Genomic DNA, 17,472 nt, shown 5'->3' with positions numbered 1-17,472 from the left:
TCAAGCACTCGCTCCTTTCTTTATATCAATTATCTTTCCATCTTCCATTTCAACGCCCATGCTTGCCCTCTCCATGATACGAGGGTCATGGGTGGCGATTATAACCGTGCATCCCTTCTTATTTGCATCCAATAAGAGGTCTATTATCTGCTCGCTTGTCTTTCTATCAAGGTCGCTCGTCGGCTCATCCGCTATCAAAATCTCTGGATTGTTGACGAGCGCTCTCGCAATTGCTACCCTCTGCTGCTCCCCTCCGCTCAGTTCAACGGGAAGCTGATTCCAAAGTCTTTTATTCGGCAATATCTGGCTCAATATTTCCATTGCCCTTTTCCTCTTCTCGCTCTCTGGCATAGGGATGGGGACGAGCGGGAAAAGGACATTCTCAAAGGAGGTAAGGGTTGGGATGAGGTTGAAGCCCTGGAAAATAAATCCGACCTTTTCTCGCCTATAAAAAGAGAGCTTTTCCTCATCCTGAACAGTAAGGTCAATTGAATCCACAATAACCTTACCGGAGGTAGGTTTATCCAATCCTCCTATGAGGTTTAAAAGGGTCGTCTTCCCCGAACCGGAGACTCCATAAATCACCACAAATTCCCCTTTCTCTATATCCAGACTCACTCCATCTAAAGAGCGGATCTCCAAATCCCTTTTTCTATAAACCTTCGTTACATTATCAACTTTTATTAAGGGCATTTCTTTCACCTCCTTAAATAGCCCTAATCGCCTGCGCGGGCTCAAGGGCAGCAGCCTTCCGAGAGGCGAGATATCCAGAAAGCACGCCCACGACTATGGAGATGAGAAGGGCTGTTATGATAATCCAAGGATATACATGCATAGCCACTTTCAAGTTTTCAGGTGGAGCGGCAGCGGGGGCGCAGGAATAAGGAAGGAGCATATGAGGCAACTTGAATACAGCGGAAGAGGCGTAAATATAGGCAAGGATATAGCCTACTATTATTCCCAGAACTCCACCAATAGTTGTTTGAACAGCCATCTCCATCATCATTAGCTTTGAGATATCCCCATTTCTCCAACCCAAGGCTTTCATAATCCCTATCTCCCTCGTGCGCTCCCCTATGGACGCAACAGCTGTCCTCATCACCAATATCGCCACCCCTATAACAACTAAGATGCTGAGAACTTTAATCATTCTTTGGGCAACTGTGGAAACTCCCGTTGTGTCAGGCAGTATCGCCTCAGCGGTTATGATTTTTATCTGCTCCTTCGGCTTCAGACCGGTCGCTTGCGCTACCAACTTCATTATCTTCGGCTTTATTGCTTCAGCCTCCTTGGGATTTTCCAGCTTGACGAGTATCATATTTACCGCATCCTTCGGGAAATTGGGCTGGTTTTCGTGAACGAGCTCCTTGGCTGTCGCGAGGGGGATAAATACCTCCGCTTCAGCCACACGGGGCACACCCTGCATATCGGCTATCCCAATAATCTCAAAGTCTTTATAACCTATCTCTATATGGTCGCCTATATTCAAGTTTTTCGCTTGCGCGAATTTCTTATCCACAATAGCTACATACTTGTCATCCAAGCTAAACGACCGTCCACTTATAACCGCGTATACCTGACCTGCAGCGGGAGCAAGGGAAAGAGGTCCGATGGAGGGATTGCTAACATCAACTCCACAGCAGTTATACATAGGATTTTTTTCCTCTGGATGATAATCCCAAAAGAGAAGAACCCCACTTACCCCCTTTACCCCTTGAACCTGGCTTATTTGTTGCAGCAAACTATCGGGTAAGGCGCCTAAATGTCTCGCTTGGCGTATTTTTTTGAAGGGTCCGGGCTCAACAAACGCAGTAATTGCTAAATCTGAACCCGCTGTCTTGAAGGGGACCATCATAGCGTCTCTAAAAAACTGCATAATCGCAAGCGCGGCAACAAGAAGGAGAATGCTGAGGAATATCCCAGCAATGGTTAAAGTAGAGCGAGCCTTCCTTCTCGTTATCTCCTTCCAAGCAAAACCAAACATAGAATATTCACCTCCTACTGAAATTTTAACCAGTGAAAATGTCATTTTTGTGTCAAATGTATGGCGGAACTGCTATACTGCAAATCGTTTTCAAAAAGTATTTTTGAAAGAATTTAATGTGAATGATTGCTCCTTTGTCTTTAAAGGAAGCAAGAAGATGCAAACCTCCTCAATGACAATTTACATGTTCCGTCATCGCAAGTGGAGGCAAAAGCGTCTCCACCCTTTGTCATTGCACGCCTTCTGTTTTTCAGAAGCCGTGGCAATCTTGTATTCAAAAAGGAAAGCAGGATGTCCCCAGGGCCTTTCCTTCGGAAAGCCTCAATTGAGAAATTGAGACTTGAAAACTATGGCTTTCCTTGGCTTATTAAAAGGGTGAAAAGACGATAGGCTAAGAATATCAAAAAGGAAAGGGAAAGTAGCCAGAGAATATATCTTCTTGTTAAAGGAACTCTCCTGGACTTCTTTTTTCCTATCTCATCTAATCTCGTGCGATAGAATCTCTCCTGCGGCGCCAACCTAATCGCTTCCCTATATTCCTCTATAGCAGATTGGAAATCTCCCCTCCTCTCCATTATATCCCCCAAAAGGGAATGTGCATCCGCGTTGAAGGGGTCGTTCTCAATAGCCAATCTGCATTCCCTCTCCGCATCATCATATCTCTTATTCGCCAAATGGAGGCTTGCGGAAAGGAGCAGCTGAGCTATCTCCTTCTGTGAGGCTGTGGGCAGCCTTGAGCCACATACCCTGCAAAACTTGCTATCCTTGCTATTAACCGCTTCACAATATGGGCAGATTATCGTGTCTTTCATTTCACATAGGGAATTATATACGGTCCTTCCGAAATTACCGCCAACTTCGCATCCTTCCCATAGCTTTCAAGCACATCCATAATCGTCCTCTCCAAATCCTCCGCTCGCTTGACAAAGCAGTGCCTTATCTCTTCATCGCTCAATCCATCTGTGTAAAGATAGACATCCTTCGCTTTCTTGTAAACCTTGGCGAGCTCCTCAACCTCCCACTGGTCAATTATGAAATTGGCGGGGTCATACATCCTCTCCACGGTCTTCTCCAAAGATTCCGAATTCCAAAGGAGGGTCCTGAACTCCTCACTACCCACTCCCTCTGAACAGGAGGAGGCTATGATGATTGTCCCACCCGGCTTCAATATTGGGAGGGCGCCCACCATACCTTTAACTGTTTGATAGAAGGTCGCATCAAGGGGAGCACCTCCTCCATGTGTGAGGACGACCTCAACAGGTTCATCTATCCCCACCTTTACGAATTTATCCACGAACTTAACCCCCTCCTCCCAAGCCTTCTCCATGTCTCCAGCGAAAACACCTGTTACCTTCCTCTCCCTATTGATCGTGATATTCAAAATGAAGTCGGCGCCAGCTATTTTCGCTATCTCCAAAGCTTCCTCATGGAAGGGATTCCCCTCAATTATGCCATTATCGGCGTTTGGATGTTCAAGGAAATGGGGACCGTGCTGGATTTTCACGGTATCAACCCCTGAAATGCCGGGGCATATGCTCTTGCGTCCTCCCGAATAACCAGCCATAAAATGGGGCTCAATGAGCCCGGTCAATATCTTCAAATCCGCTTCCAAATACAATCTATTGACCCACACCTCCGTTCCCCTCTTTGTCTTTCCCAAGAATTTCTGTTGCGATTTATCCCTTGCTATGTGATTTTCAATGCGATAATTCCTCATTATCTCCCTCCCCACCATTCTCTCCAATTCGTCTCCCAAATTGGGACGGTGAAGACCCGTGGCTATCAATATCAAAATGTCTTCCCTTCTTATCCCCGCTTCCTCCAAATACCTAAGGAGAGGTGGAAGGATAATACGATTCGGAACGGGGCGGGTTATATCTGATATGACAACGCAAGCAGTCTTCTTTCCTCTCGCTATCTCCCTTAACGGTGGAGAAGCGATGGGATTATCAAGTAGTTCCATAATTCTCCCCTCTACATCCTCCAAAGCAGGAGCATCTTTGCTGTGCAAAACAGCTTTGACCCTCTCCGCTGGAAGCTCCAAAAATAGCACCTTCTCGCCATACAAAAGCGATACCTTTACCCTCCCACCTATCATCTCATTCTCACCTCCCAGCTATAGGGAATATTGGGGTCGTTCCAGGGAAGGCGATATTCATCGGGGTTTTCCCTGTTATATGGTTCCGTGGGAACATTTATCACATAAGCGTCACCTTCCCCAACTGCTTTGAAGCCATGGGCTACCATCGGTGGTATCTTTATTAGGAGGGGATTGAGCTCCCCGACGAAGAACTCGTTTATCTCCCCTTTCGTAGGGGAATCCTCTCGCAGGTCATAGAGGGCTACTTGAGCCATTCCCTTGATGACGGCGAAATGGTCTGTCTGCAATTTGTGATAATGCCACGCCTTCACCACCCCTTTATAGCAAACAGTCAGATAAACCTGTCCGAATTTCTCAAATATCTCGTCATCGCATCTCAGTATCTCCATAAGCCATCCCCTATCATCGGGAATTGGCTTGAGAATTTTTATTTTCACTCCTTCTATCAATCTCATCACATCACCTCCAATATGCTCTTGTCTCCCGCAATTAACTTATAACTAAGAGGGCGCCCTTCCGTCCTCTTTAATATCACCCCTTTCCCCAAGATTGTATCCTCCAGCCTTCCCTTTAGATTTATAAAGCATCCATCAAGGATTATTGAATGCTCTATCTCCGTTTCCTTCACCTTCACATCATTCCCTATGGAGGTAAACGGTCCGATATAAGAATCCTCAATCACACAATTATCCCCAATGACGAGTGGACCTCGCAAAACGCTATTCCTTATCATACTCCCTAGCCCAATTTTCACCCTTCCGGAAACCTTTGTCAAGTCATCTATATCCCCCTTTATCTCCTCCTCTATTTCCTCCAAAACCAACCTATTTGCCTCAAGCAAATCCTCCGCCATCCCCGTATCCTTCCACCAACCTTTTATTATGTGATAGCTAACCCTATATCCTTTATCTATCAGCCATTGGATTGCATCCGTTATCTCCAGCTCTCCCCTCTTTGAGGGTTTAATCTCCCTACAGGCGGAGAAGATATGCTGGTTGAAGATGTAGCAGCCGACGAGGGCAAGGTTGCTTGGAGGTGGTTTCGGCTTTTCCATCAATTTTACAATCCTTCCCTCTTCAACAACCGCAACGCCGAACTTCTCGGGATGCTTTGAAGGCGATAAAAGAACGAGGGCATCAGGTTTCTCCCTCTCGTACTCCTCTACGAAGCTCTTTATCCCCTCCTTTATGATATTATCACCTAGGAACATAACGAATGGTTCGTCCCCAAGGAAGTGATGGGCGACCTTCACCGCGTGGGCGAGCCCAGCTGGCGTTTCCTGCTCAATATAAGTCAGATTTATTCCCCAACGAGAGCCATTTCCCAAAGCCTTGATTATCTCCCCCTTCGTCTCGCCCACAACTATCCCTATTTCCTTTATTCCCGCCTCAAGGAGGGTCTCAATCGCGTAAAAGAGAACCGGTTTGTTGGCAACGGGAAGAAGTTGCTTGGCGGATGTATAAGTAAGGGGCCTCATCCTTTCCCCTTTGCCTCCCGATAAAATCAGTCCCTTCATCAAATCCTCACCTTCGGTGCGTAGAAGATGTGAAAGAGTGATTTAATCGCCGCCGCCACGGGAGTTGCCATAAACATCCCCAAGATGCCAAAAAATTCCCCACCTATGAATACAGCAATGATTATCGTTATCGGATGAAGTCGCATCTGATGTCCGATAAATAGAGGGAGAATGAATTTGTCATCTATGAACTGAACGAAGGAGAAAAAGACGAGGACATAAAGGGAAAATAGGGGTGATTTTATGAGAGCTAAGAGAACTATAGGGGCGCCTCCTGCAATCGGTCCAATGATGGGAATCGCCCTTGTTATCCCAGCGATTACGCCGAGAAAAAGGGGATAATCCATTCCCAAAATCGCTAAACCTCCCCACACAATAATCCAAACGATGAGACATGCTAAAAACTGCCCAACTATGAATTGACGAAGAGCCAAGTCCGTTTCCCTCAATATCAGAAGCGCCTTGCGAGCATATTTGGGAGGGATGAAAAGGAAAAGCTCTCTTCTCAATCCCTTCGCTCCTATTGCTAAATAGAAGGCTATGATTGGGATGAGGAAGACCTCCAAGATATGTCCGAATGCGGATACGGTTTTCTCAACTATCCATTGAACGCCCGTGGAGATATACTCTGTGATTTTCGCGAATTGGTCAGCAATCACCTTCTGATATGGGTCAGGTAGATTTAGGAGCTTTCTCTGAACATCCTCCGCTATCTTTACCAAATCCTTTGTGTATTTTGTTATGTTTACCTGCAAGCTTCTTGCCTCGCCTACGAGCGGGCTCACAAGGAAATAAGAGGCGCCAACAGCGATGCCAAGTGTGACTATTATCACTATAATCGCGCTGATTGTTCTCCTCGCACCGCCCTTTATCCTCCCCCAAAACCTTCTTCTCTGAAGCCATTTGATGAAAGGAGCAAGACAATAGTATAAGATAACCGCAATGATAATTATGAGGACGAGCGAGCGAATTCTCCAGAGAAAATAACCGAAAAGAGCGATTAATAGCAGACGCCAGAGGAAAGTAGTGAAGAGCTCCCTCCTACCTAACATATCGGCTCAAACTCCTCAACTTTTTCCTTCCTCCAGCCGAGAAAATAGAGGATAGCTTGATAAACTCTATCTTTCGCCTTTCCATCTCCAAATATTTTCACCTTCCTTGACATTTTCACATATTCCTCCCGAGATTGCAAGAGTTTTTTGCTTTCTTCAACGATTTTATCCTCCTCCGTCCCAACTAAAACCCCACAGCCAGCCTCAACCACCTCGGGACGCTCTGTTACCTCACGCAAAATCAAAACCGGTTTCCCCAGATATGATGCTTCCTCTTGTATACCACCAGAATCCGTCATGATAAAGTAGGCACCCTGCATTAGTTTTACGAAGTGTATAAATGAAAGCGGCTCAAGAAGATGAATTCTTTCCCCCTTCAAAATCGGCTTAACCGTCCTCCTCACAATTGGATTTCTGTGCATTGGAAAAACGAGCTCCAAGTCCTTGAATTCTTTCAATAATTTCTTGACCGCTAAAGCGACCCTTCTCATAGGCTCTCCCCAATTCTCCCTTCTATGCATCGTCAGGAGGATGTAGCGCCCTTTGGAAGAAACAGGAAGCTCACAGTTCTTCTCTAAAGCCATCTCCAACGCATCTATTACCGTGTTGCCGGTAACGAATATCCTCTCCTCCTCTATCCCTTCCCTCAAAAGATTCTCCTTAGCCCTTCTCGTAGGGGCGAAATGCAAATCCGCTATATGAGTTGTCAATCGCCTATTTATCTCCTCGGGAAAGGGAGCAAACTTATCATTTGTTCTCAATCCAGCCTCAAGATGCGCTACCCTCACCTTTTGATAAAACGCTACGAGGGAGGATATGAAAGTCGTTGTTGTATCTCCCTGCACAATCATCATATCCGGTTTTTCCTTCCTCAATATTTCCCCTACCCTCTTCAACAATCTTGCAGAAAGTTCCTCCAAACTTTGAAGTCTTCGCATAACATTCAAGTCATAATCGGGAATTATATCAAAATCCCTTAAAGCGACATCAAGCATTTCCCTATGTTGGGCTGAGGCGAGGACCTTTACCTCAAATCTCTCGTCCTCTTTGAGTTTTTTAATTAGTGGTGCCATCTTTATCGCATCGGGTCTCGTCCCAACAACGCAAATTATCTTCATTTTTCAACTCCTCGCGAGAAATAAAGCTAAACCTGAGAAAAGAATCGTGGCTAAATAAAGAATAATGACGACTTCCCTTTCGCTGTATCCTCTGTTTAAGAGCGTGAAATGAATATGTTCCCTATCACCTCTAAAAGGTGAGCGTCTGTTAGCTATCCTCTTTGAGGTAACGAAAAGGGCATCAATAATCGGAATGGCTAAGACGAAAAAGGGAACGCCTATTGAAACGAGGAGGGCGGTTTTAACCGCTCCCATCACAGCGAGGACGGCTATGGTGTAGCCGAGGAACATCGCTCCAGTGTCGCCCATAAATGTCTTCGCCGGGTAAAAATTGAAGGGAAGAAAGCCGAGACAAGAACCGGCGAGGATGAGGAAGAGAAGAGCGACTTCAATTCTCTGAAGGAAAAGGGAAAGGGTGAAAAGGGCTACGGATGAGATGGCGCATATCCCCGCCGCTAAACCGTCCAAGCCGTCAATGAAGTTTATCGCGTTTATTAGTCCCACAATCCAGAAGAAAGTCCCTATCGTTCCTATAATTCCCAAACGGATATACCCTCCACTGAAGGGAGATGATAAAAGGGAAACCCTTAAACCCATCGCGATAGCTAGGCAAGCGACAATTGCCTGACCGATGAACTTGAGATAAGCGGGAAGTTCAAAGATGTCGTCCAATATCCCCAGAATCACTATCAACCCACCACCTACAATGACCGCGTTATATCCACTCTCCCAACTTATGACTCCCTTTAGCAGAAGGAAAAAAGAAGTGAACACAAAGGAAAGGAAGATGGCTAATCCGCCAAGCTGAGGAATATATCCCTTATGACGCCTCCGTTCATCGGGGACAGCAAGAGCACCAACCTTCTTCGCGATGAAAATGGAAAAAGGAGTTAAAAGAAGTGAAAGAACAAAGGCGATGAGAAATAGGACAAAGGGATGGAATTTCATTTTATCTTTATCAGCTCCACTCCCGCCTCCTTCAGCATCTGCTCAGCCAATTCATCGGGATAAGGTGCCTCAAAGATTATCTTTTTAATTCCCGCATTGATTAACATCTTCGCGCAAGTTATGCAGGGCTGATGGGTGCAATAGAGAGTAGCTCCTTCAATTGAGACTCCGTAATAAGCAGCTTGAATGATGGCGTTTTGCTCTGCGTGTAAACCACGGCAAAGCTCCTGTCTCTCACCCGAGGGAATCCCCAATTGCTCCCTCAAGCAACCAACTTCAAGACAATGAGGCAATCCACGAGGAGCCCCATTATAACCTGTGGTAAGAATCCTTTTCTCCTTAACTAATACTGCTCCAACTTGTCTCCTTAAACAAGTTGAACGGGTCGCCACGACCCTTGCTATCTGCATAAAATATTCATCCCAAGAGGGTCTCGTTAATCCTTCCATAAACCATTCAATCCTTCATATAGAGGGAATCGCTCACATAATCTCGCTACCCTCTCCCTTGCCTGCTTCTTGACATTCTCATCATCGGGATGTAATAGAACGCTTGCAATTATATCCCCTATTTCCTCCATTTCTTCCTCCCCCATTCCTCTCGTGGTCAGAGCTGGTGTCCCAAGTCTTATACCCGAAGTCACCATCGGCTTTTCCTCATCAAAGGGAATGAGGTTCTTGTTGACAGTTATTCCCACTTCATCCAACAAAAGCTCCGCCTGCTTTCCCGTTATCCCTTTTGACTTAACATCTACCAACATAAGGTGGTTGTCTGTTCCACCAGAGATTATACGGAATCCCCTTTCAGACAAGGCTTTAGCGAGGGCTTTCGCGTTTTTTACTATCCTTTCCTGATAAGCTTTAAATTCAGAGCTCATTGCCAGCTTGAAACAGACAGCTTTAGCCGAGATTATATGCATTAATGGTCCACCTTGCATACCAGGCATCACCATTTTGTCTATGATTTTAGCGAACTCCTGCTTGCAGAGAATGAATCCCGAGCGGGGACCTCTCAACGTTTTGTGAGTTGTTGATGTCACGAAGTGGGAGTAGGGAACAGGGGAGGGATGGATTCCCGCAGCGACCAATCCCGCAATGTGAGCCATATCAACCATCAAGAGCGCACCCACATCATCTGCTATCTCCTTGAATCTCTGGAAATCTATAACCCTTGGATAAGCGGAAGCGCCGGCGATTATCAATTTGGGCTTATACTGCTGAGCCAAACGATAGACTTCCTCATAATCTATCATCTCTGTTTCCCTTGAAACTCCGTAGAAGACGACATTATAGAAAATTCCGGAGAAGTTAACGGGGCTACCATGGGAAAGATGTCCACCATGGGCGAGGTTCATTCCCATAATAGTATCTCCAGGCTTTAAAGTGGCGAAGTAGACCGCCATATTAGCTTGCGTGCCCGAGTGGGGTTGCACATTGGCATGTTCCGCCCCGAAGAGGGCTTTAGCCCTCTCTATGGCAAGGTTCTCAACGATATCCATAAACTCGCATCCACCATAATATCGCCTACCCGGATATCCCTCGGCATACTTGTTCGTCATAATCGAACCTGCCGCTTCCAAAACAGCGCGAGGAGCGAAGTTCTCCGAGGCAATAAGTTCCAGCTTGTTCCTTTCCCTTACTAATTCACCCTTTATCGCATTCCAGACATCTGGGTCAACTTCCTTCAAAGAAGCCATCATAATTTCCTTGTCTCTCATTCTCTTTTCCTCCTTTTCTCATATTCCTCTATCTTTTTAATCCTTCTTATGTGTCTCTCTGCCCCAGAGAAGGGCGTGTTCAAGAAAACATCTACGATGCTCTTGGCAAGCTCGCTCCCCACTATTCTTGCCCCTATGGCAAGTATATTCGCATCGTTGTGAGTGCGAGCGAAGCGAGCGGTCGTTTCGTCGGTGCATACAGCACACCTAATCCCCTCCACTTTATCCGACGCCATACACATGCCTATCCCCGTCCCACAAACAAGTATCGCCCTATCCACCTCTCCCCTCGCCACCTTCTCCGCTACAAAGAAAGCTATATCAGGATAATCGGAAGGGGCGGTGTTGAAAGCACCACAATCCTCCACTTCCCATCCTCTCTCCCTCAGATACTGCTTCAATTCTTCCTTTAAATGAAAGCCCGCGTGGTCGCTACCGAGAGCAATCCGCATATCCTTAAATGGCTTTGACATCGTCCTGCGTCAATAAGCGAATGCCCGCTTCCTTCAATAGAGCGCTTGCCCTTTCCTTATCGTCAACCTGTAGGATGAGGATAGCGCTTTCCTTCAACCTTATAACGCTCGCATAACAATATTCAATATTTATCCCTTCCTTCGCGAGGAGAGAAGTTACTGAGGCTAATCCACCAGGCTTGTCGGGCACATCAACTGCCAATACCTCCGTCTCAATAACAGCATATCCCTCTTTGAGAAGGGCTTCCTTCGCCTTTTCCGGCTCATTAGGTATGAATCTAACAACTCCGTAGTCCTTCGTCTCAGCAACCGAAAGCGCCCTAATGTTAATCCCTGCTTTGGCAAGACAATCAGCCACCGCCGCTAATCTGCCCGGCTTATTTTCCAAGAACACAGCTAACTGCCTTATCATTTCCTCTCACCTCCTTCCCTTTGGAATAGTTCTCTTTTATCAATAACCCTTTTCGCCTTTCCCTCGCTTCTCGGTATGCTACCAGGCTCAGCCAAAGTTAAATTGACCGATATATCAAGAGCGCTCTCCAACGCCTCCTCTATCCTCTCACGCAACTCCTCCAAATCCCTCATCTCATCAGATAAGAACGATTCGGATACCTCAACCCTCAACTCCAATGTATCCAATCTCCCCTTCTCTCTATCCACTATAATCTCGTAATAGGGTGTTACACCTCCCACGCTCAAGAGAACGCTTTCAATTTGGGATGGGAATACATTTATTCCCCGCACGATTATCATATCGTCAGTGCGTCCCTCTATCCTTGAGAGACGCCAAAAAGTTCTCCCACATTTGCAGGGTTCGGGATTTAGCGAGCATATATCCCTTGTCCTATACCTTATCAAGGGAAGTGCTTCCTTCGTTAGAAATGTAAATATTCTTGCCAGTAGTCCCTGAAGAGCTTTGGAGACGAACCACTTCCTTCATAGGAACCGCGAGAAGCTTCAGGGGATAATTATCAACGATGTCCTGCTTAGTGGTGAAGGGAAGTTTGGTGATATCCGATATATCCTTTATATCCTCTGGCTTTATCCCGAGAGAGTCAAATTTTTGCCTGTAAAAGGGCATTCTCTCGTAAACATATCTAACCAATGCCCTTAATCTCTCGGATTGCAGATTCCTCAGTTCTTCCCTGCTTAATCCTTCTACATCGCTATAAAATTGCTTCATTTCTCTACCTCCAACCCTCTACCTTAATGGGAGTGCCTTGTTCAGCCGAACGCCAAGCAGCCTCTGTAAGAGCGATTACCCTCAATCCCCAAACCGGAGGAACCTGGTTATCCTCCTTGCCTTCCACACAATCAAGGAAAGCCTCTATGGGTGGTTTGCCTTCGGGAAGCTCTTTGGGAGTGAAGTATTTGCCATCCTCTCCCTGCTGAATCACTTGCCATCCATCCCTTATCAAGATTGCTCCCTTCTTCCCCCAAACTCCTATCTCCTCTCCCCAACCTGGATTGTCTCCAATTATGCCAACAGAGCCGAGCATTCCATCGCTGAATTTGATTGCGAGCGCTGAAAGGATATCAACTCTCGCTTCCTCCTTCTCCATATATGCGAAGACTTCAAGGGGACGAGCCTCCGTTAGCCACAACATAGCGTGAACTAAATGGCTTCCTGAATCGTTAATCTGCCCACCGCCGCTCAAATGGGGTTCTCCCCTCCAGCTATAGAGCGCGGCTGGTAGCCAATTTTGCGCCTGATAAGCGGTGAAGAAGAGAAGCTTGCCAAGCTTTCCTGAGGATATCTGCTCCTTGGCATAGAGGAAGGCAGGCATAAATCGGCGCTGATAAGCCACCATCACAATTACTCCTTTCTCCTCAGTGAGCTTAACAACCCTCTCCGCCTCCGCAACGGAGCAAACCATGGGTTTCTCAACAAGTATATTGAGTCCCTTCTCCAGACAGCCAATCAATTGCTCGTAATGGCAGGTATGGGGGCTGGCTATCAAAACCGCATCCAGTTCCTCTTTCTCCAACAATTCCTCATAATTATTGTAAAGATTTGCCTTGTTCAGCTGAGGAAATCGCTTCACAGTGGCATCCAAGGATTTCTGGTCGGGGTCGCAGAGAGCCACTATATCGGCTCTTTTCCCCAGGAAGCCTTTGTCTTGCAAAACTTTGATGTGGGCTTGAGCCATACCGCCGGAACCGATGACAGCAAGTCGCATTTGTTCTTTCCTCCTTTTTCGTTTTTTTAAAATTATAACTTAATTAATAGAGTTATCAATAGAGAGTCAAAAACAATTAAGCCCTCTTAAAAAGAACAAACTCGTCCTAGAAGTTGAATGGCGTCTATGTAGGATAACAAGCATAAAAACGATAAAATTAAGATGTTTCTAATCAAGAAAATAGCGCTTTTAAAAAGTTTAAAAATGATTTTCCGGAAAAAAATGTAAATATCGGGGGTTGAAATTCGGTAAAGGAGGGAAAATCCTCCTTTCACTCCGTTAATTTTTATAAATCATAAGGTTTGTCTTGACTTTTAGCCCTTCCAATCCTAAAATTTAATCCAAAAATCTTATTTAGATAGGAGGAATCTATGACCAAAAGGGAAGAGCTCTGTAAGAAGGTGTTAGCGGAAGTTAAGGACAAGAAAATTGAGTTCATTGAGCTCTGGTTTGTTGATTTGCTCGGATTTCTAAAATGCATATCAATAACTTCGGGCGAGCTTGAAGAGGTTTTGAGGCGAGGAAAGGGCTTTGACGGCTCCTCCATAACCGGCTATGCGGAGATAGAGGAGAGCGACATCGTTGCCCTTCCCGACCCCTCCACCTTCTGCATTCTTCCTTATGTTCCCCAGGACCAACCGAGCGCGAGGATGTTCTGCGATATATTTTATCCGGATGGCAGACCCTACGATGGAGACCCACGCCTCGCCCTTAAAAAGCAGATGGAAAGAGCAAGGGGGATGGGCTACATCTATAATGTCGGACCAGAGGTGGAATTCTTTTATTTCAAGACTTCCCAATTGCCCGAGCTTTTAGATAAGGGTGGCTACTTTGATGTAATCGCGGTTGAAACGGCTAATGCTCTAAGAAGGGAAACGGTTGAATTGCTTGAACTTATGGGAATCCAGGTAGAGGCAATCCATCATGAGGTCTCCGCAAGCCAGCACGAGTTTGATTTGAAATATGCCGACGCTCTCACAATTGCCGATGCTTTGATAACTACTCGCCTCGTGACGAAGGCAGTAGCCCAGAAGCACGGCTTCTATGCAACATTTATGCCTAAGCCAATTTACGGGGTGAACGGCAGCGGTCTCCATGTCCACCAATCTCTTTTCTCCATCAAGGAGAATAGAAATGCCTTTTATGACCCTTCCGACCCCTACAATCTTTCCATTGTTGCGAAGAGATTCATCGCTGGACAGTTGAAGCACGCAAGAGAAATCTGCTCCGTCGTTGCTCAATGGGTCAATTCCTACAAAAGGCTCGTTCCCGGCTATGAGGCGCCAGTCTATGTTTCCTGGGCGCAGAAGAACCGCACTACTATGATAAGAGTTCCCGCCTATCGCCCCGATGGCGGAGTTTCCATAAGGGCTGAGTTTCGTGTTCCCGACCCCGCTATGAATCCCTATCTCGGCTTCGCCGTTATGCTCGCGGCGGGATTGGAAGGAATAGAAAAAGGATATGAACTTCCTCCACCTGTTGAGGCGAATGTCTATGAGATGTCCAAAGAAGAGAGGGAGAAAAAGGGCATCCCCGACCTGCCCGTGGACCTCTTTGAGGCAATAAGTGAAACGAGAAGAAGCGAGCTCGTTAAACGCACTTTGGGTGAGCATATCTTCACGAGGTTCATAACGAATAAGCTCAACGAGTGGGAGCTCTACCGGGCACAGGTCACATCTTTTGAGCTGGAAAAATATCTTCCCATACTCTAAAATGCACGACCCAAAGCTGATTAGAGAAAATCCTGACCTGTTTAAATCAATGCTCAAATTGAGAGGGATGGAGGATTCCCTTATTGATGAGTTCCTCGCCGTTGATGAGAGGCGAAGGCAAATCCTCCAAGAGACTCAATCCCTTAGAGAAAAGCAGAACAAGGCTTCTAAGGAAATCTCCCAATTGAAACGAAATAAAAAGGAAATCCCCAAAACTTTGCTTGAGGAGATGAAGCACATCTCCGAAGTTCTGAAGGAGAAACTGGCTGAGCAAAGGGAAATAGAGGGACGCTGGCGAGAGATATTGCTCTCCATCCCCAATCTTCCTCATTCAAGCGTCCCCGAGGGACAAACGGATGAGGAAAACGAAGAGGTCAGAAGATGGGGAGAGATACGCCGATTCCCATTTGAAGTGAAACCCCATTGGGAGATAGGGAAAAAGCTCGGTTTATTCGATTTGGAAAAAGCCGCTGATATCGCTGGCTCTCGCTTTCCTCTCTTTTTGAATTGGGGCGCAAAGTTAGTGAGAGCTTTGATTGATTTCATGCTTGACCTTCATACAAAGGAGCATGGCTATATAGAGGTCTCACCTCCCCTGCTCGCAAACCAAACCTCTTGCCTTACCTCAGCCCACCTTCCCAAATTTGCTGATGACCTCTTTCAAACCAAAGATGGCTTCTTCCTCATCCCCACAGCTGAGCTTCCCCTTGCGAATCTCCATAGGGACGAAATCCTTCCCGGCGACCTTCTACCCCTGAAATATGTGGCCTACACTCCCTGCTTCAGAGAGGAAGCGGGCTCTTGGGGAAAGGAGATAAGAGGATTAATTCGTCATCACCAATTTGACAAAGTGGAGTTGTTCAAGTTCACTAAGCCGGAGGAATCATATGAGGAACTTGAGAAGCTCGTTGATGACGCGGAGGAAGTCCTGAGAAGGTTGGAGATTCCCTATAGAGTCGTGAATGTGTGCGTGGGAGATTTGGGCTTCTCGGCTGCGAAGAAATACGATATAGAGGCTTGGTTTCCCGGGATGGGAAAGTTTATAGAGGTTTCCTCCTGTTCAAATTGCACCGATTTCCAAGCGAGAAGGGGGAATATTAGATATAGGGAAACACCCACCTCTCCTCCTCGCTTCGTTCACACACTCAACGGCTCGGGGCTAGCTGTCGGCAGGACCCTTGCCGCCTTAATAGAGAATTATCAGGAAGAGGATGGTAGGATAAGAGTACCTGAGGCTCTCCGTCCCTATCTTGGAGGAATAAGCCATATCCCTCCCTGATGGCGGGAAAGGTAAAGTGCGGAAGGGTCGCTATAGTTGGAAGAGGTAATGTAGGAAAATCCACCCTTTTTAATTCTTTATTGGGGGAGAAGAGATCAATAGTGACGCGGTGGGCGGGGGCTACAAGGCGTCCTATGACAGGCGTTTTGAACTTGGATGATTGCCAAATAGTGCTCATTGATACCCCCACTTTCATCATCCCAAAGAACAAATTGGAGAAGATAATGAACTCGTTTATAAAAGGGGCGCTAACTTCCTCCGATTTGGCGCTTATGGTAGTGGATGCGACTTTCCCTCCTTCCCCTACCGAGCTTCAGCTTTGTGCTAAGATAAGGAAAAGCAAAGTTCCCGCTTTCCTGCTCATAAATAAAATGGACGCGGTGAAGAATTTCAGATTAGAGGAAAGGACGGAAGAATATCTCAAGGCTTTCAAGAAGACATTTTTTCTTGAGACGCTCCCTGTATCCGCTTTGCTTAAGGAAAATCTTGACTTCCTTCTCAAGAGAATAAAGTTGTATTTGCCGGAGAGGGAGCCAATATTTAAGAATCCACCTCCACCGCCGCCCGATTGGTTCGCCGTTCAGGAAGCGATAAGGGAAGAGGTGACGAACTTCTTCCACGATAGGGAACCGAATAGGATGGAGGTGAGGGTAAAGGAGATAAGACCACCAGTGGGAAAAGGCAAAACCCACATCATCGCCTATTTGTATGTTGACAATGAGAAACGAGTATCTTCAATAATAGGATATAAAGGGGGACTGATATCCCAGGCATCCCATTTAGCGCGTTTGAGATGTGAACGGGTATTGAATCAACCTGTTTATCTTGACCTGATAGTGAGAGCGTGGGAGAAATGGCGAAGCGACATAAAAGCTTTAGAGGAATTCGGCTACCTCAAGAAAGGGTCTCATAAGAGACACTCAAAGCGTTAACAATCAACAGCAATCTTTGAAATTTTTCCCAATCCTCTTTTCCCTTTTCATCTTTCAAAAGAGAAACGAGCACCAGAATAAGCTTCTCTTACTCATCCTCCAATATAATTCGTTTCATATGTATCTTGTCCGCTATTATCCCCCTATTAAACCGCCTATTCCAAAAATAACGGCTATAGATGCTATCGCCATTAAATTATACATGCTAATATAAGGATGCCTATCTTTAACGGAATGAGCTAAAAACCAGCCAATTATAAAACTGTATATAACTCCGCAGAAACCCATAAGGGCTCCAAGCAGGCATCTTCTCTGGACATCAACTTCTGCCAAAGGTAAAGCGCCAATTATAGCGTTCAGAGGATGACCCCAAATTTGTATCTAACAAGAATTGGCGCATTTTGACGAACTAAAATGAACAACTGCCCAACCACTATGGTTAGAATAAACGAGCCAAAGG

The 17,472-nt window shown here is 46.1% G+C and carries 18 protein-coding genes and 1 pseudogene; 3 read left to right on the top strand and 16 right to left on the bottom strand.

Annotation, left to right across the window (positions count from 1 at the left end; translation table 11 throughout):
- The 15 genes and pseudogenes from H5T88_05310 to H5T88_05240 all read right to left on the bottom strand — a co-directional run bounded on the left by H5T88_05310 (position 1) and on the right by H5T88_05240 (position 13,089).
- On the bottom strand, positions 1-693 hold the full coding sequence (locus H5T88_05310) for an ABC transporter ATP-binding protein (GenBank protein MBC7329762.1): 693 nt from the start codon (positions 691-693) through the stop codon (positions 1-3).
- Positions 694-706: 13 nt separating this feature from the next.
- Entirely contained in the window at positions 707-1,984 is a 1,278-nt protein-coding gene (locus tag H5T88_05305; GenBank protein ID MBC7329761.1) for an ABC transporter permease, read from the bottom strand.
- Positions 1,985-2,331: 347 nt separating this feature from the next.
- The gene (locus H5T88_05300) at positions 2,332-2,796 is read right to left on the bottom strand and encodes a tetratricopeptide repeat protein (GenBank protein MBC7329760.1); all 465 of its coding nucleotides are present in this window, start codon (positions 2,794-2,796) and stop codon (positions 2,332-2,334) included.
- Positions 2,793-4,082, bottom strand: a complete 1,290-nt coding sequence (larA, locus tag H5T88_05295) for a nickel-dependent lactate racemase (GenBank protein ID MBC7329759.1) — start codon at positions 4,080-4,082, stop codon at positions 2,793-2,795. The genes H5T88_05300 and larA overlap by 4 nt, the downstream gene beginning before the upstream one ends.
- Positions 4,079-4,540, bottom strand: coding sequence for a dTDP-4-dehydrorhamnose 3,5-epimerase family protein (locus H5T88_05290; protein MBC7329758.1), 462 nt, complete (start codon positions 4,538-4,540; stop codon positions 4,079-4,081). Before H5T88_05290 ends, larA begins: the two co-directional genes overlap by 4 nt.
- The gene (locus H5T88_05285; protein ID MBC7329757.1) at positions 4,540-5,601 is read right to left on the bottom strand and encodes a glucose-1-phosphate thymidylyltransferase; all 1,062 of its coding nucleotides are present in this window, start codon (positions 5,599-5,601) and stop codon (positions 4,540-4,542) included. Before H5T88_05285 ends, H5T88_05290 begins: the two co-directional genes overlap by 1 nt.
- On the bottom strand, positions 5,601-6,653 hold the full coding sequence (locus H5T88_05280; protein MBC7329756.1) for an AI-2E family transporter: 1,053 nt from the start codon (positions 6,651-6,653) through the stop codon (positions 5,601-5,603). Before H5T88_05280 ends, H5T88_05285 begins: the two co-directional genes overlap by 1 nt.
- Positions 6,647-7,771: a UDP-N-acetylglucosamine 2-epimerase (non-hydrolyzing) gene (gene wecB / locus H5T88_05275; GenBank protein MBC7329755.1), complete on the bottom strand. Its 1,125-nt coding sequence runs from the start codon at positions 7,769-7,771 to the stop codon at positions 6,647-6,649. Before wecB ends, H5T88_05280 begins: the two co-directional genes overlap by 7 nt.
- A 3-nt stretch (positions 7,772-7,774) precedes the next feature.
- Complete coding sequence (locus H5T88_05270; GenBank protein ID MBC7329754.1) at positions 7,775-8,719, bottom strand: undecaprenyl/decaprenyl-phosphate alpha-N-acetylglucosaminyl 1-phosphate transferase; 945 nt, start codon at positions 8,717-8,719, stop codon at positions 7,775-7,777.
- On the bottom strand, positions 8,716-9,168 hold the full coding sequence (locus H5T88_05265; protein ID MBC7329753.1) for a dCMP deaminase family protein: 453 nt from the start codon (positions 9,166-9,168) through the stop codon (positions 8,716-8,718). The genes H5T88_05270 and H5T88_05265 overlap by 4 nt, the downstream gene beginning before the upstream one ends.
- The gene (locus H5T88_05260; protein ID MBC7329752.1) at positions 9,156-10,415 is read right to left on the bottom strand and encodes a serine hydroxymethyltransferase; all 1,260 of its coding nucleotides are present in this window, start codon (positions 10,413-10,415) and stop codon (positions 9,156-9,158) included. The genes H5T88_05265 and H5T88_05260 overlap by 13 nt, the downstream gene beginning before the upstream one ends.
- A 17-nt stretch (positions 10,416-10,432) precedes the next feature.
- Complete coding sequence (gene rpiB / locus H5T88_05255; GenBank protein ID MBC7329751.1) at positions 10,433-10,888, bottom strand: ribose 5-phosphate isomerase B; 456 nt, start codon at positions 10,886-10,888, stop codon at positions 10,433-10,435.
- Between the two features lie 4 nt (positions 10,889-10,892).
- Positions 10,893-11,321: an ACT domain-containing protein gene (locus H5T88_05250; protein ID MBC7329750.1), complete on the bottom strand. Its 429-nt coding sequence runs from the start codon at positions 11,319-11,321 to the stop codon at positions 10,893-10,895.
- Positions 11,318-12,092: pseudogene (locus H5T88_05245) on the bottom strand (hypothetical protein). Before H5T88_05245 ends, H5T88_05250 begins: the two are co-directional and overlap by 4 nt.
- Before the next feature lie 4 nt (positions 12,093-12,096).
- Positions 12,097-13,089 carry a Gfo/Idh/MocA family oxidoreductase gene (locus H5T88_05240; GenBank protein MBC7329749.1) on the bottom strand — a complete coding sequence of 331 codons (993 nt, stop codon included), beginning with the start codon at positions 13,087-13,089 and terminating at the stop codon, positions 12,097-12,099.
- Between the two features lie 371 nt (positions 13,090-13,460).
- Here H5T88_05240 and H5T88_05235 point away from each other — a divergent pair, with 371 nt between their 5' ends.
- The 3 genes from H5T88_05235 to era are packed head-to-tail and all read left to right on the top strand — an operon-like array spanning position 13,461 to position 17,012.
- Complete coding sequence (locus H5T88_05235; protein ID MBC7329748.1) at positions 13,461-14,801, top strand: glutamine synthetase; 1,341 nt, start codon at positions 13,461-13,463, stop codon at positions 14,799-14,801.
- A 1-nt stretch (position 14,802) separates the two neighbouring features.
- Positions 14,803-16,080, top strand: coding sequence for a serine--tRNA ligase (gene serS / locus H5T88_05230; protein ID MBC7329747.1), 1,278 nt, complete (start codon positions 14,803-14,805; stop codon positions 16,078-16,080).
- Positions 16,080-17,012 (top strand): GTPase Era, encoded by a 933-nt coding sequence (gene era, locus H5T88_05225; GenBank protein MBC7329746.1) that lies wholly within the window; start codon positions 16,080-16,082, stop codon positions 17,010-17,012. Before serS ends, era begins: the two co-directional genes overlap by 1 nt.
- 135 nt (positions 17,013-17,147) lie before the next feature.
- Here the strand turns inward: era and H5T88_05220 are convergent, their stop codons facing one another.
- Complete coding sequence (locus tag H5T88_05220; GenBank protein MBC7329745.1) at positions 17,148-17,345, bottom strand: hypothetical protein; 198 nt, start codon at positions 17,343-17,345, stop codon at positions 17,148-17,150.
- Positions 17,346-17,472 lie beyond the last annotated feature (127 nt).

This window comes from bacterium, from assembly GCA_014360495.1.
Classification (GTDB): domain Bacteria; phylum Armatimonadota; class JACIXR01; order JACIXR01; family JACIXR01; genus JACIXR01.
The sequence above is the reverse complement of the archived record's forward strand: the minus strand, read 5'-3'. Positions and strand labels throughout refer to the sequence as shown.

Coding starts and splice junctions, on each gene's coding strand:
- H5T88_05305 (MBC7329761.1), bottom strand. CDS start 1,984: ATGTTTGGTTTTGCTTGGAAGGAGATAACGAGAAGGAAGGCTCGCTCT.
- H5T88_05300 (MBC7329760.1), bottom strand. CDS start 2,796: ATGAAAGACACGATAATCTGCCCATATTGTGAAGCGGTTAATAGCAAG.
- H5T88_05250 (MBC7329750.1), bottom strand. CDS start 11,321: ATGATAAGGCAGTTAGCTGTGTTCTTGGAAAATAAGCCGGGCAGATTA.
- H5T88_05265 (MBC7329753.1), bottom strand. CDS start 9,168: ATGGAAGGATTAACGAGACCCTCTTGGGATGAATATTTTATGCAGATA.
- H5T88_05235 (MBC7329748.1), top strand. CDS start 13,461: ATGACCAAAAGGGAAGAGCTCTGTAAGAAGGTGTTAGCGGAAGTTAAG.
- H5T88_05260 (MBC7329752.1), bottom strand. CDS start 10,415: ATGGCTTCTTTGAAGGAAGTTGACCCAGATGTCTGGAATGCGATAAAG.
- H5T88_05310 (MBC7329762.1), bottom strand. CDS start 693: ATGCCCTTAATAAAAGTTGATAATGTAACGAAGGTTTATAGAAAAAGG.
- H5T88_05285 (MBC7329757.1), bottom strand. CDS start 5,601: ATGAAGGGACTGATTTTATCGGGAGGCAAAGGGGAAAGGATGAGGCCC.
- H5T88_05290 (MBC7329758.1), bottom strand. CDS start 4,540: ATGAGATTGATAGAAGGAGTGAAAATAAAAATTCTCAAGCCAATTCCC.
- H5T88_05240 (MBC7329749.1), bottom strand. CDS start 13,089: ATGCGACTTGCTGTCATCGGTTCCGGCGGTATGGCTCAAGCCCACATC.
- H5T88_05270 (MBC7329754.1), bottom strand. CDS start 8,719: ATGAAATTCCATCCCTTTGTCCTATTTCTCATCGCCTTTGTTCTTTCA.
- H5T88_05280 (MBC7329756.1), bottom strand. CDS start 6,653: ATGTTAGGTAGGAGGGAGCTCTTCACTACTTTCCTCTGGCGTCTGCTA.
- larA (MBC7329759.1), bottom strand. CDS start 4,082: ATGATAGGTGGGAGGGTAAAGGTATCGCTTTTGTATGGCGAGAAGGTG.
- rpiB (MBC7329751.1), bottom strand. CDS start 10,888: ATGCGGATTGCTCTCGGTAGCGACCACGCGGGCTTTCATTTAAAGGAA.
- wecB (MBC7329755.1), bottom strand. CDS start 7,771: ATGAAGATAATTTGCGTTGTTGGGACGAGACCCGATGCGATAAAGATG.
- serS (MBC7329747.1), top strand. CDS start 14,803: ATGCACGACCCAAAGCTGATTAGAGAAAATCCTGACCTGTTTAAATCA.
- era (MBC7329746.1), top strand. CDS start 16,080: ATGGCGGGAAAGGTAAAGTGCGGAAGGGTCGCTATAGTTGGAAGAGGT.